This window comes from Paenibacillus sp. BIHB 4019, assembly GCF_002741035.1.
In the GTDB taxonomy this organism is placed as follows: Bacteria; Bacillota; Bacilli; order Paenibacillales; family Paenibacillaceae; genus Pristimantibacillus.
The window spans coordinates 2,743,352-2,758,609 of sequence record NZ_CP016808.1 but is presented as its reverse complement, the minus strand read 5'-3'; the positions used below and the strand labels follow the sequence as shown (position 1 = coordinate 2,758,609).

General features: G+C 46.9%; 12 protein-coding genes and 1 other annotated feature. All 12 genes read right to left on the bottom strand.

What is annotated here, in order from left to right; translation table 11 throughout:
- Nucleotides 1–90: 90 nt before the first annotated feature.
- Entirely contained in the window at nt 91–2,166 is a 2,076-nt protein-coding gene (gene fusA, locus BBD42_RS11705) for an elongation factor G (RefSeq protein ID WP_056035778.1), read from the bottom strand.
- Nucleotides 2,167–2,222: 56 nt separating this feature from the next.
- Nucleotides 2,223–2,693, bottom strand: coding sequence for a 30S ribosomal protein S7 (rpsG, locus tag BBD42_RS11700; protein ID WP_046234219.1), 471 nt, complete (start codon nt 2,691–2,693; stop codon nt 2,223–2,225).
- A 51-nt stretch (nt 2,694–2,744) separates the two neighbouring features.
- Nucleotides 2,745–3,164 carry a 30S ribosomal protein S12 gene (gene rpsL / locus BBD42_RS11695; protein WP_046234218.1) on the bottom strand — a complete coding sequence of 140 codons (420 nt, stop codon included), beginning with the start codon at nt 3,162–3,164 and terminating at the stop codon, nt 2,745–2,747.
- A 157-nt stretch (nt 3,165–3,321) separates the two neighbouring features.
- Nucleotides 3,322–3,552 carry a ribosomal L7Ae/L30e/S12e/Gadd45 family protein gene (locus BBD42_RS11690; RefSeq protein WP_056035776.1) on the bottom strand — a complete coding sequence of 77 codons (231 nt, stop codon included), beginning with the start codon at nt 3,550–3,552 and terminating at the stop codon, nt 3,322–3,324.
- A gap of 218 nt (nt 3,553–3,770) precedes the next feature.
- Nucleotides 3,771–7,400 (bottom strand): DNA-directed RNA polymerase subunit beta', encoded by a 3,630-nt coding sequence (gene rpoC, locus BBD42_RS11685; protein ID WP_046234216.1) that lies wholly within the window; start codon nt 7,398–7,400, stop codon nt 3,771–3,773.
- Between the two features lie 89 nt (nt 7,401–7,489).
- Nucleotides 7,490–11,056, bottom strand: coding sequence for a DNA-directed RNA polymerase subunit beta (gene rpoB / locus BBD42_RS11680; RefSeq protein ID WP_099518294.1), 3,567 nt, complete (start codon nt 11,054–11,056; stop codon nt 7,490–7,492).
- Between the two features lie 310 nt (nt 11,057–11,366).
- Complete coding sequence (locus tag BBD42_RS11675; RefSeq protein ID WP_099518293.1) at nt 11,367–11,963, bottom strand: class I SAM-dependent methyltransferase; 597 nt, start codon at nt 11,961–11,963, stop codon at nt 11,367–11,369.
- A gap of 215 nt (nt 11,964–12,178) precedes the next feature.
- Nucleotides 12,179–12,538, bottom strand: a complete 360-nt coding sequence (gene rplL / locus BBD42_RS11670) for a 50S ribosomal protein L7/L12 (protein WP_046234213.1) — start codon at nt 12,536–12,538, stop codon at nt 12,179–12,181.
- 80 nt (nt 12,539–12,618) lie between these two features.
- A complete protein-coding gene (rplJ, locus tag BBD42_RS11665; RefSeq protein ID WP_099518292.1) occupies nt 12,619–13,122 on the bottom strand; it encodes a 50S ribosomal protein L10 in 504 nt (167 codons plus the stop codon).
- A 60-nt stretch (nt 13,123–13,182) separates the two neighbouring features.
- Nucleotides 13,183–13,335, bottom strand: a sequence feature (ribosomal protein L10 leader region).
- 16 nt (nt 13,336–13,351) lie between these two features.
- Nucleotides 13,352–14,044 carry a 50S ribosomal protein L1 gene (gene rplA, locus BBD42_RS11660; RefSeq protein WP_056035763.1) on the bottom strand — a complete coding sequence of 231 codons (693 nt, stop codon included), beginning with the start codon at nt 14,042–14,044 and terminating at the stop codon, nt 13,352–13,354.
- A gap of 138 nt (nt 14,045–14,182) precedes the next feature.
- Nucleotides 14,183–14,608: a 50S ribosomal protein L11 gene (gene rplK, locus BBD42_RS11655; protein WP_046234210.1), complete on the bottom strand. Its 426-nt coding sequence runs from the start codon at nt 14,606–14,608 to the stop codon at nt 14,183–14,185.
- A 101-nt stretch (nt 14,609–14,709) separates the two neighbouring features.
- Entirely contained in the window at nt 14,710–15,243 is a 534-nt protein-coding gene (nusG, locus tag BBD42_RS11650) for a transcription termination/antitermination protein NusG (RefSeq protein WP_046234209.1), read from the bottom strand.
- Between the last annotated feature and the right edge of the window lie 15 nt (nt 15,244–15,258).

Below are 15,258 nucleotides of genomic sequence, written 5' to 3'. Positions count from 1 at the left end.
AGGTTTTATATAGTGGCTGAACACTTGCTTGCTTAGCAAGCTGTAATGCCAACCGGAGTAAAAAAGACTAACCTAAGACAAAGGAAAATATTATTCGCCTTTGTTTTTGGCAATAATCTCTTCAGCAATCGATTTAGGAACTTCTTCATAGTGAGAAAGCTCCATCGAGAATACACCGCGTCCTTGTGTACCGGAACGAAGTGTTGTGGAATAACCGAACATCTCGGAGAGAGGCACCTTAGCACGGATAATTTGCGCACCTGCGCGAGTATCCATACCTTCAATGCGACCACGACGGGAGTTCAACATACCCATTACATCGCCCATGTACTCTTCAGGAACAGTAACTTCAACTTTCATGATTGGCTCAAGCAGAACTGGCTTACATTTTTCTTTGGCAGCTTTAAGCGCCATCGAACCTGCAATTTTAAACGCCATCTCCGAGGAGTCAACATCATGATAAGATCCGTCGAAAACAATTGCTTTAACATCAACGAGCGGGAATCCAGCGATAACGCCGTTTTTCATCGACTCTTCGATACCAGCTTGGATTGGAGCGATAAATTCACGAGGAATCGATCCACCCACAACTTTGTTTTCGAACACGAAGCCTTCACCCGGCTCTTGTGGAACGAATTCAACCCAGCAATGGCCATATTGACCTTTACCACCGGATTGACGTACGAATTTACCTTCGACTTTTGCAGCTTGACGGAACGTCTCACGATAAGCAACTTGAGGCTTACCAACGTTTGTCTCAACCTTAAATTCGCGAAGCATACGGTCAACTAGAATCTCAAGGTGAAGCTCACCCATACCAGAGATAATCGTTTGGTTTGTTTCTTCATCCGTATGCGCACGGAATGTAGGATCTTCTTCCGCAAGCTTGGAAATCGCGATACCGAGTTTGTCTTGGTCAGCTTTCGTTTTTGGTTCGATAGCAACCGAGATAACTGGCTCAGGGAAATTCATCGATTCAAGAATAATCGGATGTTTTTCATCACAAAGCGTGTCGCCTGTAATGGTATCTTTCAAACCAACTGCAGCTGCGATATCTCCGGAGTAAACTTCGGAAATCTCTTGACGGCTGTTCGCATGCATTTGCAGAATCCGACCAATACGCTCACGTTTGTTCTTTGTACCATTCAGAACATACGAACCGGATTTCAGGACGCCAGAATACACACGGAAGAACGTCAATCTACCTACATAAGGATCCGTCATGATTTTGAATGCCAGAGCCGAGAACGGTTCTGAATCCGAAGATTGACGAATTTCCTCACTACCGTCATCAAGCATACCTTTAATAGCTGGTACATCAAGTGGCGATGGAAGATAGTCAACAACAGCATCCAACATCATTTGAACGCCTTTGTTACGGTACGAGGAGCCAACGATAACTGGGAAGATTTTAACTTCACAAACGCCTTTACGAAGCGCTGCTTTAATTTCTGGAATCGTAATTTCTTCGCCTTCCAGATATTTCATTGTTAATTCTTCGTCCAGCTCGGCAACTTTCTCGATCAATTCCGTACGGAGTTCTTCGACTTGGTCGGCGTACTCTGCAGGAATTTCGATTTTCTCAGGGTCTTTTCCGAGATCATCTTTGTATTTGTAAGCTACGCGTTCAACGATATCGATAACGCCTACGAAATCACTTTCAGCGCCAATCGGAATTTGAATCGCAACAGCATTTGCTTGTAGACGCTCGCGCATATCCTTGATAACGTTCAAGAAGTCTGCACCGATAATGTCCATTTTGTTGATATAAGCGATCCGAGGTACACCGTAACGGTCTGCTTGACGCCATACGGTTTCGGACTGAGGCTCAACGCCTTCTTTTGCACTGAAAACGCCAACTGCCCCGTCCAATACGCGGAGGGAACGTTCAACTTCTACTGTGAAGTCAACGTGTCCTGGGGTATCGATGATATTGATGCGGTGACCATCCCATTGAGCAGTCGTCGCGGCAGACGTAATCGTAATACCGCGCTCTTGCTCTTGTTCCATCCAGTCCATCGTAGCGGCGCCTTCATGCACCTCTCCGATTTTGTGAGTACGGCCTGTGTAGAACAAGATACGCTCAGTTGTAGTGGTTTTACCCGCATCGATATGCGCCATAATCCCGATATTCCGTGTATTTTTCAAGGAGAACTCTCTAGCCATGAACTGATCTCCTCTCATTAAATGAGATTATTTGTTGATTCAGCGTTAGCCGAATCCTACCAACGGTAGTGAGCAAACGCTCTGTTCGCTTCTGCCATTTTGTGTGTATCTTCGCGCTTCTTAACGGATGCACCAGTGTTATTGGAAGCATCAGTAATTTCAGCAGCCAAACGCTCTACCATCGTTTTCTCACCGCGGTTACGTGAGTAGTTCACGAGCCAACGGAGACCAAGCGATGTACGGCGCTCAGGTTTAACTTCGATCGGCACTTGATAGTTGGCACCGCCGACACGGCGTGCTTTAACCTCAAGTACTGGCATGATATTTTTCAAAGCTGCTTCGAACACTTCCATCGGATCTTTACCCGTGCGTTCTTGGATCAGTTTGAAGGCATCGTACAACAGCGTTTGAGCTGTTCCGCGTTTACCGTCGATCATAATGCGGTTGATGAGTCTCGTTACCAGTTTGCTATTGTAAACCGGATCCGGAAGCACATCGCGTTTTGTTACAGGACCTTTGCGTGGCATGAGAAAGTCCCCCTTTCTTGAATGATAATTTCATTAGTGGTAAAACCATTTTTATTTCTTAACTTTAGGACGTTTAGCACCGTATTTCGAACGAGCTTGGTTACGGTTGTTAACACCCGCTGTATCCAAAGCGCCGCGAACGATATGATAACGTACACCCGGAAGGTCTTTTACCCGTCCGCCACGGATCAATACGACACTGTGCTCTTGAAGGTTATGTCCGATACCCGGAATGTAAGCTGTAACCTCTACGCGGTTAGTCAAACGTACACGCGCGTATTTACGAAGTGCAGAGTTCGGTTTTTTCGGAGTCATTGTACCTACACGAGTGCACACACCGCGTTTTTGCGGAGCACTGATGTTTGTAGCTTCACGTTTCAAGGCGTTGAAACCTTTTTGCAAAGCTGGCGATTTCGATTTTACGACTTTAGCTTGGCGTCCTTTACGGACTAGCTGGTTAATTGTTGGCATGTTGCCACCCCCTTCCGTTATTCATGTCATTTAATATGGTAGACATTACACCTAATTTTAAAGCCCACAGATCCAGGTGGTTCATAAAAGAACAAATAAAAATTCTTACCAGTCCATCATCAGGTTGAAGTTGCACCAGCAAAAATGCTTTTTTCCTTTATTCATCATCGGTTACGAGCGCTGCCATAGCAGCTCCGACATCAATTCCACAGGTTTTCCCAAGGTCTTGCATCGTTTCTACCCATTTGACCGGGATACTCGACCGCTCACACAAATGAATAACTTTCTCTTTCATTCGCGGATCTGCATCTTGAGCAATGTAGACTTCGACTGCTTTATCTTGCTCAAGCATCTTCGTCGTCTGTTTCGCGCCAACTTTAAACTGCATGGAATCACCTATCCTTTAGCGGTAGAAGATCACACAATTAGGCACACTTCGATATAGTATCACCTGTACACCTAGAGTGTCAAGTAGCTTTATCAGAAAAACCGCAAATGCTAGTCATTGCCTCTTCTGAAAAGCTGCTATAGCCTCGATGTACGCATACGCAGGCAGCTTCCCCTCAATTACTAGGGGAGGCCGCCGCCGCATGCATGCTTCAAGCTTTAGTCAACGGTAACTGCTTCTGATTCCAATTCGCCTTGGTTTACAACAGTTTCCTGCTCATCCTCAAGCCCTACCAGACGGATATTGCGATAACGCGGCATACCCGTACCAGCTGGAATCAACTTACCGATAATAACATTTTCCTTCAGACCAAGCAATTGATCGACTTTGCCTTTAATAGCAGCGTCAGTCAAGACGCGAGTCGTTTCTTGGAAAGAAGCTGCCGACAAGAACGAATCCGTCTCAAGAGACGCTTTCGTAATACCGAGCAATACCGGTTTGGCTACTGCTGGCTCTTTATCAGCAAAGATTGCTTCGCGGTTGGCAGACTCGTATTCATGAATGTCTACGAATGCGCCTGGCAGAAGCTTCGTTTCTCCCGCATCAACGATACGGATTTTGCGGAGCATTTGCTTAACCATGACTTCAATGTGCTTGTCATTGATTTCTACCCCTTGGTTCCGGTAGACGCGCTGTACTTCCTGCAAAATATAGTTTTGAACGCCGCGGATACCTTTAATCCGAAGCATATCTTTAGGGTCAATCGAACCATCAGTCAGCTCGTCGCCGGCTTCCAGATGCTGACCTTTTACAACACGGATACGCGAACCGTAAGTGATCGCATAAGTTTTGGATTCCGCTTCACCTTGAACTTCGATTTCACGGCGATCCTTCGCTTCACGAATTTCTTTGACCACACCATCAAGCTCGGTGATAATCGCTTGACCTTTCGGATTACGCGCCTCGAAAAGCTCCTGGATACGCGGCAAACCTTGCGTAATATCGTCTCCGGCAACACCGCCGGTATGGAATGTACGCATCGTGAGCTGTGTTCCTGGCTCACCGATGGATTGAGCGGCAATGATACCTACTGCTTCTCCGATTTCAACATGCTTGCCTGTTGCCAGGTTGCGGCCATAACAAGTTTTACATACGCCATGACGAGCGCGGCAGCTAAGCACGGAACGGATTTGCAGTTTTTCAATACCCGCATCAATAATCGCATCGGCTCTGTTCGAGTCAATCAGATCATTGCGGCTGACGATAACTTCGCCAGTCTTCGGATGACGAACCGTCTCGAAAGCGTAACGGCCTTCAATACGATCGTACAGATCCTCAATAACCTCTTTACCGTCTTGAATTTTGCTCACGGAGAAGCCTTTATCGGTTCCGCAATCTTCTTCACGAACGATAACATCTTGTGCAACGTCAACGAGCCTACGAGTCAGGTAACCGGAGTCAGCTGTACGAAGAGCTGTATCCGCGAGACCTTTCCGCGCTCCATGCGTCGAGATGAAGTACTCGAGTACCGTCAGACCTTCACGGAAGTTCGATTTGATTGGCAATTCGATAATGCGGCCCGATGGGTTGGCCATCAGACCACGCATACCGCCCAGCTGGGTGATTTGCGATTTGTTACCCCGTGCCTTCGAATCAACCATGAGCATAATGTTGTTGTAACGATCCATAGACTTCATCAAAATTTCCGTCAGCTCGTCTTTACATTTGCTCCAAATGCTAATAATCCGGTCATAACGCTCTTCGTTCGTAATCAGACCACGACGGTACTGATTCATAACGATAGCAACCTGATCATCCGATTTTTTAAGAAGCTCTGTTTTCTCTGGCGGCACGATAACGTCCGATACGGCGATCGTAATACCTGCACGCGTGGAGTAAGTGAAGCCGAGCTGCTTGATACGGTCAAGGATGACAGCCGTCAGCGTCGTATGGTAGTTTCTGAAGCACTCAGCAATAATATTACCGAGATAATCTTTACCTACACCGCCTGCTATCGGCAATTCTTCAATGATTTTTTTCAAATCACTGCCTTTTTCGTAAACAAAATATTTATCCGGCGTACCGTTCAAAAGGTTCGTTTTCGTAGCCTCGTTGATATACGGGAAATCTTCCGGGAAAATTTCGTTGAAAATAACTTTACCAACCGTCGTTGACATCAACGACTGCTGTTGTTTTTCGGTGAACACAGTCTTTTTCAAAACTTTCACCGGAATAAAGATCCGTGCATGCAGCGAAACAATACCGCGTTGGTACGCCGATACCGCTTCATTCACCGTTGCAAACACCGAACCCGTACCATGCGCTTCCTTGTTGTCCATCGTCAGATAGTAACTGCCGAGAACCATATCCTGGGAAGGCGTAACGACTGGCTTGCCGTCTTTAGGGTTCAAAATGTTGCCCGATGCAAGCATGAGCAAGCGAGCTTCCGCTTGTGCTTCTGCAGACAAAGGTACGTGAACGGCCATTTGGTCACCGTCGAAATCCGCGTTATAAGCGGTACATACGAGCGGGTGAAGCTTGATGGCGCGGCCTTCAACCAAAATCGGCTCAAATGCTTGAATACCGAGTCTGTGAAGGGTCGGGGCACGGTTAAGAAGAACCGGGTGCTCCTTGATTACTTCTTCAAGAACATCCCATACTTCAGGGCTTACGCGCTCAACTTTGCGCTTCGCGCTCTTAATGTTGTGCGCAAGTCCTTTGTTGACGAGTTCTTTCATAACGAATGGCTTAAACAGCTCAAGCGCCATTTCCTTCGGAAGTCCGCATTGGAACATCTTCAGGTTCGGTCCTACTACGATAACGGAACGGCCAGAGTAATCGACACGTTTACCGAGCAAGTTTTGACGGAAACGTCCTTGCTTACCTTTAAGCATATGGCTGAGCGATTTGAGCGGACGGTTACCCGGTCCAGTCACTGGACGACCACGACGGCCGTTATCAATCAGCGCATCAACTGCTTCTTGAAGCATGCGTTTTTCATTTTGCACGATAATGTCAGGAGCACCCAGATCAAGCAGACGCTTCAGACGGTTGTTACGGTTGATTACACGACGGTACAGGTCATTAAGGTCAGACGTTGCAAAACGTCCGCCATCCAGTTGTACCATCGGGCGAAGCTCAGGAGGGATAACTGGAAGCACATCGAGAATCATCCATTCCGGCTCATTGCCAGAATTACGGAATGCTTCGATAACTTCAAGACGCTTGATCGCACGGTTACGGCGTTGGCCCTGAGCCGTACGAAGCTCTTCTTTAAGCTGTTCCAGCTCTTTCTCCACTTCAATGTCCTGCAGCAGTTTTTTGACTGCTTCAGCACCCATTCCAGCGTGGAAGCCGTAGCCATATTTCTCACGGTAGCTGCGGTATTCCTTTTCGGACAGCAGCTGCTTTTTCTCCAGCGGCGTATCACCAGGATCAGTTACAACATAAGATGCAAAGTAGATGATCTCCTCAAGCGAACGAGGCGACATATCCAATGCCAAGCCCATGCGGCTAGGAATCCCTTTGAAATACCAGATATGGGATACAGGAGCTGCAAGCTCGATATGTCCCATACGCTCACGGCGAACTTTCGCACGTGTTACTTCAACGCCACAGCGATCACAGACGACGCCTTTATAGCGAACGCGCTTGTACTTGCCGCAGTGACACTCCCAGTCTTTGGTAGGACCAAAAATTTTCTCGCAGAAGAGGCCTTCCTTCTCCGGTTTTAACGTCCTATAGTTGATCGTTTCCGGTTTTTTAACTTCTCCGCGGGACCAGGAACGAATTTTCTCAGGCGAGGCAAGCCCAATTTTCATATACTCGAAGTTGTTCACGTCCAACAAGGAGCAACCCTCCTTCGTCATGTATGGCTATTTCATGCATACTAGCGGCTGCGTATTCGCTAGAGCGCACACGCAGCTGGGCTAGGTTTTTATTCAAGAGCGCCTACTTCAGCGCCTTCTAAATTAAGATTCAGCTTATCTCCTGCTGCGTCATCATCGTCATCCGACTCTCTCAGCTCGATCTCTTCTTCATTTTCGGTCAGGATTTTGACGTCCATACCCAAACTTTGAAGTTCTTTGATCAATACTTTGAATGACTCTGGTACGCCCGGCTCTGGCACGTTCTCGCCCTTAACAATCGACTCATACGTCTTCACGCGACCAACAACATCATCGGATTTGACTGTAAGAATTTCTTGCAAGGTGTAAGCAGCACCATATGCTTCAAGCGCCCATACTTCCATCTCACCGAAACGCTGTCCGCCGAATTGAGCTTTACCACCCAATGGCTGCTGCGTAACGAGCGAGTAAGGACCTGTGGAACGAGCATGGATTTTATCATCAACCATGTGCGCAAGCTTGATCATGTACATGACGCCAACGGTAACTTCACGTTCGAAGTTTTCACCCGTACGGCCATCATAAAGTACAGTCTTACCATTACGCTGCATGCCAGCTTCTTCCATGGCATCAAAAACGTCATTCTCCCGCGCGCCGTCAAATACCGGCGTCGCAGCATGCAAGCCAAGACGTTTACAAGCGAGACCCAAGTGAACTTCCAGCGCTTGGCCGATGTTCATACGGGAAGGTACGCCCAGCGGGTTGAGAACAACTTCTACTGGTGTGCCATCTGGCAGGAAAGGCATATCTTCTTCCGGCATAATGCGGGCAATAACCCCTTTATTACCGTGACGTCCGGCCATTTTATCACCCTCGGAAATTTTCCGTTTTTGAGCGATATATGCACGAACGAGTTGATTTACACCAGGAGGCAGCTCATCGCCGTTCTCGCGGGTAAATACTTTTACGTCCACAACGATTCCGTCAGTACCATGCGGTACGCGAAGCGAAGTATCCCTTACTTCACGAGCTTTTTCACCGAAAATCGCATGAAGAAGACGCTCTTCAGCTGTCAGCTCTGTTACACCTTTAGGTGTTACTTTACCAACGAGAATATCGCCTGCACTGATTTCTGCACCAACACGAATAATACCGCGCTCGTCAAGATTTTTCAGTGCTTCTTCCCCGACATTCGGAATGTCGCGTGTAATTTCTTCTGGTCCAAGCTTCGTATCACGGGCTTCCGACTCATACTCCTCAATATGGATCGAGGTATATACGTCTTCTTTAACAAGCTTTTCACTAAGAAGGATAGCATCCTCATAGTTGTAGCCTTCCCATGTCATAAAGGCAACGACCACGTTGCGGCCCAGTGCCAATTCGCCTTGCTCAGTTGACGGTCCATCAGCGAGAATATCGCCTTTTTGGATAACGTCGCCTTTGTGTACAAGCGGACGCTGGTTAATGCATGTTCCTTGGTTGGAACGCGTAAACTTATGAAGCTTATGCTTAACGAGATCGCCAGTTACCGACTTGCCGTCAATTTGCTCTACACGGCGAAGCCAAATTTCATTGGCAGATACACGTTCAATAATTCCATCATGTTTGGAGACAATACATACACCGGAGTCTTTAGCCGACTTATGCTCCATACCCGTACCGACAAGCGGTGCTTTCGGGATCAAGAGAGGTACAGCTTGCCGCTGCATGTTGGAACCCATTAGCGCACGGTTGGAGTCATCGTTTTCCAGGAACGGAATAAGCGCCGTCGCAACCGATACTACCTGCTTAGGAGAAACGTCCATGTAGTCAACGCGCTCGCTTGGCATCGTAAGGATGTTATCAGCTTGCTTGTTGTAACGAACGATAACGCTGCTCTCTTCGAATGTTCCTTCTGGAGTCAGCTTCGCATTCGCTTGCGCGATTACATAGTTGTCTTCTTCATCTGCAGTCAAATATGAAATTTGTTCCGTTACAATTCCTGTCTTCGCATCTACCCAACGATAAGGAGCTTCAATGAAGCCATATTCGTTAATGCGGGCAAAGGAGGACAAGGAGTTGATCAGACCGATATTCGGTCCCTCTGGCGTCTCGATTGGACACATCCGCCCATAGTGGGAGTGATGGACGTCACGGACTTCAAAGCCCGCGCGCTCACGCGTCAAACCGCCGGGTCCGAGTGCAGACAGACGGCGTTTGTGCGTCAGTTCAGCAAGCGGATTCGTTTGGTCCATAAACTGCGAGAGCTGTGAGGATCCAAAGAACTCTTTAATCGAAGCTATAACGGGACGAATGTTAATCAGCGCCTGCGGCGTAATTGCATTAGCATCCTGAATCGACATCCGTTCACGCACAACTCTTTCCATACGGGATAAACCGATACGGAATTGGTTTTGCAGAAGCTCCCCTACAGAACGCAGACGACGGTTGCCCAAGTGGTCAATGTCATCCGTGCTTCCTACACCTTGAAGCAGGTTAAGGAAATAGTTAATGGAAGCAATAATATCTGCCGGCGTGACGTGTTTCACTGCTTTATCAATAATTCCGTTCGCGATGACTTTAATCACTTTGGATTCGTCAAGCGGCGAGAATACACTGATTGCTTGCAGTGGAATACTATCTGCATCAAGTACGCCATTGGCGACATGATACGTTTTGAAGCCGACATTCGTTTCAAGCTTCTCCAAAATGTCATCCAGCAAGCGGCGGTCAATCATTTGACCTGCTTCGGCAATAATTTCACCTGTCGAAGGATCGACAAGCGTTTCAGCCAAGCGCTGGTTGAACAGACGGTTTTTGATATGAAGCTTTTTGTTAATCTTGTAACGTCCTACATTTGCTAGATCATAGCGTTTCGGATCAAAGAAGCGTGCTACAAGCAAGCTCTTCGCGTTATCAAGCGTAGGCGGCTCACCTGGACGAAGGCGCTCATAAATTTCAATCAGCGCTTTCTCGGTAGAATCCGTGTTGTCTTTATCAAGCGTATTGCGAATATACTCGTCATGGCCGAGCAATTCCAATATTTCAGCGTCAGTGCCGAAGCCTAACGAACGCAAAAGTACCGTAACCGGAATTTTCCGAGTGCGGTCGATACGAACGTAGACAATATCTTTAGCATCCGTCTCCAGCTCTAACCAAGCTCCACGATTCGGGATAACGGTCGCTGTGTAGTTTTTCTTCCCGTTTTTATCAACCTTCGTGCTGAAGTACACACTTGGGGAGCGCACCAATTGGCTGACAATAACCCGTTCCGCTCCGTTAATGATAAACGTGCCGGTCTCTGTCATCAGCGGGAAGTCACCCATGAAAACTTCCTGTTCCTTCACTTCGCCCGTCTCTTTATTAAAGAGACGCACTTTCACGCGTAGTGGAGCAGCATACGTCACATCGCGTTCTTTTGATTCATCGACCGAATATTTCGGTTCGCCCAAGCTGTAGTCGATAAACTCAAGCGATAGATTGCCCGTAAAGTCCTGAATCGGCGAAATATCTTGGAATAATTCAATTAAATCCGTTTCCAAGAATTTTTCGTACGATTTTTGTTGGATTTCAATCAGGTTCGGGACTTCCAGCACCTCGTTGATTCGGGCATAACTTCTCCGCGTGCGCCGACCATACTGAACAAGTTGTCCTGCCAACTTAACCTCACCCCTCATGTCTGTCTCACAGCAACGAAACGTACTGCGTAACTGCTTACTTATTCAAATAAAGAAAAGCCCTTATCGAATAGTTCGAAAAAAGAGCATGTTCCACGAGCCAACCATACGCAGCGCAAGCGTATAGAATCCATATCAAGTAATTTTGCCCAAAATGTAAACATTATACGTCAACTACGCATTCTATATGCATTTTGCGCTAAAAATTCGCACTTGACATTTTAGTTGACTAAAGAGATTTAGCCCAATTTAATGCTGACATTTTATAATCTTACCACATATAGAAAGTCAAGTCAAGAAATCAAATGACTCATTTAACAGCTTTGTAAATTCGATAGCCCTTATCTTTCGTCACTTCGATTACTTCACTGAACAACGTCTCAAGCTTCGCTTCCGCTGATGCGGCGCCCTGCTTTTTCTGAATGACGACCCACATCGTTCCGCCAGGAGCCAATAGCCCATAGCCTTCTTCAAAAATACGATGTACAATCTCTTTCCCAGCCCGTATAGGAGGGTTAGTGACGATCATATCAAATGTGGACTGCCGAACCGCTTCATACACGTCGCTTTGATAAACCGTTATATTCTTTATGCCGTTGTTGTGCGCGTTTTCTTTGGACAGCTCTACCGCTCTTTCATTCACATCTATCATCGTAACATGGCTTTCCGGAGCAAGCCGAGCAATGGTAAGACCGATCGGCCCGTATCCGCACCCGACATCCAATACGCTGCGTTCGCCCTTCAGCTCCAGTGCATCCAGCAGCACACGCGTGCCATAATCGACACCCGTTTTCGAAAAAACGCCAGCATCCGTCATAAATTTCAATTCAAAACCGCGCAGCTTTTCTTCGTGAACGCGCCGGTCACTTTTCACGCCGGGGCTTGGCGAATAGTAATGGTCTGACATGCGAATCCCCCCTGACCTGATAAGATCGAACCTTATACTTGCATAGATTCAAACGTAAACGGCTGTTGCCATCCTCTGGTGGCAAAACTTCCGTTTCGCGATGAAATAAAAGCATTTATAAGTGTCTAGCTTATAATTACTTTTATTTTAAACATAGAACGAACCCCTTGAAACGTAGCGTTTCAAGGGGCCCGCTATCTTCTAAAGAAGAGATATTACTTAACTTCTACAGCTGCGCCAGCTTCTTCAAGCTTAGCTTTAACTGCTTCTGCTTCTTCTTTAGCAACGTTTTCTTTGATTGCTTTAGGAGCGCTATCAACCAAATCTTTCGCTTCTTTCAGGCCAAGACCTGTGATTTCGCGAACGACTTTGATAACGTTGATTTTGGAAGCACCAGCGTTGTTAAGGATAACAGTGAACTCAGTTTGCTCAGCTTCAACAGCTGCGCCGCCGCCAACAGCAGCTACAGGAGCAGCAGCAGTAACGCCGAATTCTTCTTCGATTGCTTTAACAAGATCGTTCAGTTCAAGAACGGTCATAACTTTAATGGCTTCCAAGATTTGATCTTTAGACATGGTTATACCTCCAGAAGTGGGTTTAGTTTTTTTAAGCTGCCAGTTTAAACGAGCAGCAGATTCGATACGTGTGAAAAAAATTAAGCTTGAGCTTCTTTTTGCTCGCCAACTGCTTTAACCGCAAGCGCGAAGTTGCGCACTGGGGCTTGCAATACGCTGAGGAGCATGGAAAGCAATCCATCGCGGGACGGAAGTTCCGCCAGCGCTTTGATTTGATCCATATCAACGATTTTACCTTCAACAACGCCGCCTTTAAGTTTCAGAGCGTCGTTCTTTTTAGCGAAATCATTAAGAATTTTTGCTGGAGCAACTGCATCTTCGTTACCGAAAGCAATAGCTGTCGGTCCAGTTAGAATCTCATTCAACTCAGAAAGACCAGCTGCTTCAGTAGCACGGCGAACTAGCGAGTTTTTCAAAACTTGAAACTCGATGCCAGCCTCACGCAGTTGTTTGCGAAGTTCTGTAACTTGCGCAACGTTCAATCCGCGATAATCGGCAACGACAGTGCTGGAGCTATCACGAAGTTTTGCTGTAATAACTTCAACCGCTTGTTGTTTCTCTTGGATGATATTTGCGTTTGCCAAACTGTACACCTCCTGTATTATTTGTACATTCCGTTATTTGACGAGTCAGATCTCTTGCCGCGATGCATGAGAAAAGCCTCCGCTATAAGTAGCGAAGGCCATGATGGTTCGTTAGTGCAACCCAAGGCTGCACCCAAACGCTTTATCATAACACCTCGGTAGGAAATTAAGCCTTTCGGCACCTACTGTCTACGGTATGCGTGTTCGATTTTAGTTCCGTTCCTTGCTATTAGCGGTAGCTAGCAGCGGAGACGCGAGCGCCAGGGCCCATTGTCGAGGAAACGGCGATGTTTTTCAAGTATACACCTTTAGCTGCAGCTGGTTTAGCACGAACCAAAGCTTCTACAAGAGCGCGAAGGTTAGCATCAAGCTTATCAGCATCAAAGGATACTTTACCGATTGGAGCATGGATTTGACCAGCTTTGTCCAGACGGTATTCAATTTTACCGGCTTTAATCTCTTGCACGGCTTTAGAAACGTCAAACGTTACTGTGCCGGCTTTAGGGTTAGGCATAAGGCCTTTACCACCGAGAATACGACCAAGTTTACCAACTTCAGCCATCATATCCGGCGTTGCTACGCAAACGTCGAAATCGAACCAGCCTTGTTGGATTTTGTTAATCATGTCTGCGTCGCCGACAAAATCAGCGCCAGCAGCTTCTGCTTCCTTCGCTTTGTCGCCTTTTGCGAATACGAGGACGCGTTTAGTTTTACCAGTACCGTGCGGAAGTACAACGACGCCGCGCACTGCTTGGTCTTGTTTACGAGGGTCTACACCCAGACGTACAGCTACTTCAACGGATTCGTCGAATTTAGCTGTTGCTGCTTTTTTCACAAGCTCAATCGCTTCTAACGACTCGTAAGTCGCTTCGCTATCGATCAGCTTGGAAGCTTCTACATACTTCTTGCCATGTTTAGCCATTGTAAATATCCTCCTCAAGTGGTTATAGCGGAAAATCCTCCTAGGGAAAATCCTCCCACAGTGAAGCCTAAGCTTCACAGTCCGAGCATCCTTGTAACAGTCAGCCCTTCGTTTGTTATCCTAACGGATCAAACGCAATTAGTCAACGATTGTAACGCCCATGCTGCGTGCAGTGCCTTCGATCATAAGCATTGCTGCTTCAACGGAAGCTGCATTCAAGTCGGGCATTTTTTGTTCCGCGATTTCACGGACCTTAGCGCGATTAACGGTAGCTACTTTCTTCTTGTTCGGCTCGCCTGATCCTTTTTCGATACCTGCTGCTACGCGGAGCAATACTGCTGCCGGTGGAGTTTTAGTTTCGAATGTGAATGAACGATCCTCAAATACGGAAATAACAACCGGAATAATCAAACCTGCTTGATCTGCTGTACGAGCGTTAAACTCTTTACAGAACGCCATAATGTTAACGCCTGCTTGACCGAGCGCCGGACCGATAGGTGGAGCTGGATTCGCTTTACCTGCAGGAACTTGCAGTTTGACCATCTTGATGACTTTCTTAGCCATGACTATACACCTCCTTACCCTGGTAATCCACAACATACAACTAACGAGTTTGGTGCTTCTGCATCACTCCAGCAAGCTGGCGTTCTACAGAAATACCGGAACTAGATCTTCTCCACTTGAGTATAATCCAACTCAACTGGCGTTTCTCTGCCAAACATGTTGACATGAACCTTGAGCTTCGCTTTGTCCAGCAAAATTTCTTCTACTGTACCAACGAAATCCGCGAACGGACCTTCCTTGACCCGTACAGTTTCCTTCAGATCGAATTCGATCTTCGGCTTCGGTTCCTCCATACCCATATGCTTCAAAATCTGTTCGACTTCGTCTGGCATAAGAGCGATCGGCTTCGAGCCTGATCCTGTCGATCCTACGAATCCTGTAACACCCGGCGTATTGCGAACAACATACCAAGAATCGTCAGTTTGAACCATTTCTACGAGAACGTAGCCTGGATAAACTTTACGTTGAACGGTTTTTTTCTTGCCGTCCTTCTCGACCACTTCTTCTTCCATCGGAACTAGTACGCGGAAGATCTTGTCTTCCATGCCCATCGATTCCAAACGGCGTTCCAAATTGGCTTTTACTTTGTTCTCATAACCGGCGTAAGTGTGTACGACATACCATCTTTTTTCCATTTCAATTCACCTTTG

What these genes read in the sequence shown, in the direction of transcription:
- fusA (WP_056035778.1), bottom strand. Translation starts at nt 2,166, where the DNA reads ATGGCTAGAGAGTTCTCCTTGAAAAATACACGGAATATCGGGATTATG.
- rpsG (WP_046234219.1), bottom strand. Translation starts at nt 2,693, where the DNA reads ATGCCACGCAAAGGTCCTGTAACAAAACGCGATGTGCTTCCGGATCCG.
- rpsL (WP_046234218.1), bottom strand. Translation starts at nt 3,164, where the DNA reads ATGCCAACAATTAACCAGCTAGTCCGTAAAGGACGCCAAGCTAAAGTC.
- BBD42_RS11690 (WP_056035776.1), bottom strand. Translation starts at nt 3,552, where the DNA reads ATGCAGTTTAAAGTTGGCGCGAAACAGACGACGAAGATGCTTGAGCAA.
- rpoB (WP_099518294.1), bottom strand. Translation starts at nt 11,056, where the DNA reads ATGAGGGGTGAGGTTAAGTTGGCAGGACAACTTGTTCAGTATGGTCGG.
- BBD42_RS11675 (WP_099518293.1), bottom strand. Translation starts at nt 11,963, where the DNA reads ATGTCAGACCATTACTATTCGCCAAGCCCCGGCGTGAAAAGTGACCGG.
- rplL (WP_046234213.1), bottom strand. Translation starts at nt 12,538, where the DNA reads ATGTCTAAAGATCAAATCTTGGAAGCCATTAAAGTTATGACCGTTCTT.
- rplA (WP_056035763.1), bottom strand. Translation starts at nt 14,044, where the DNA reads ATGGCTAAACATGGCAAGAAGTATGTAGAAGCTTCCAAGCTGATCGAT.
- rplK (WP_046234210.1), bottom strand. Translation starts at nt 14,608, where the DNA reads ATGGCTAAGAAAGTCATCAAGATGGTCAAACTGCAAGTTCCTGCAGGT.
- nusG (WP_046234209.1), bottom strand. Translation starts at nt 15,243, where the DNA reads ATGGAAAAAAGATGGTATGTCGTACACACTTACGCCGGTTATGAGAAC.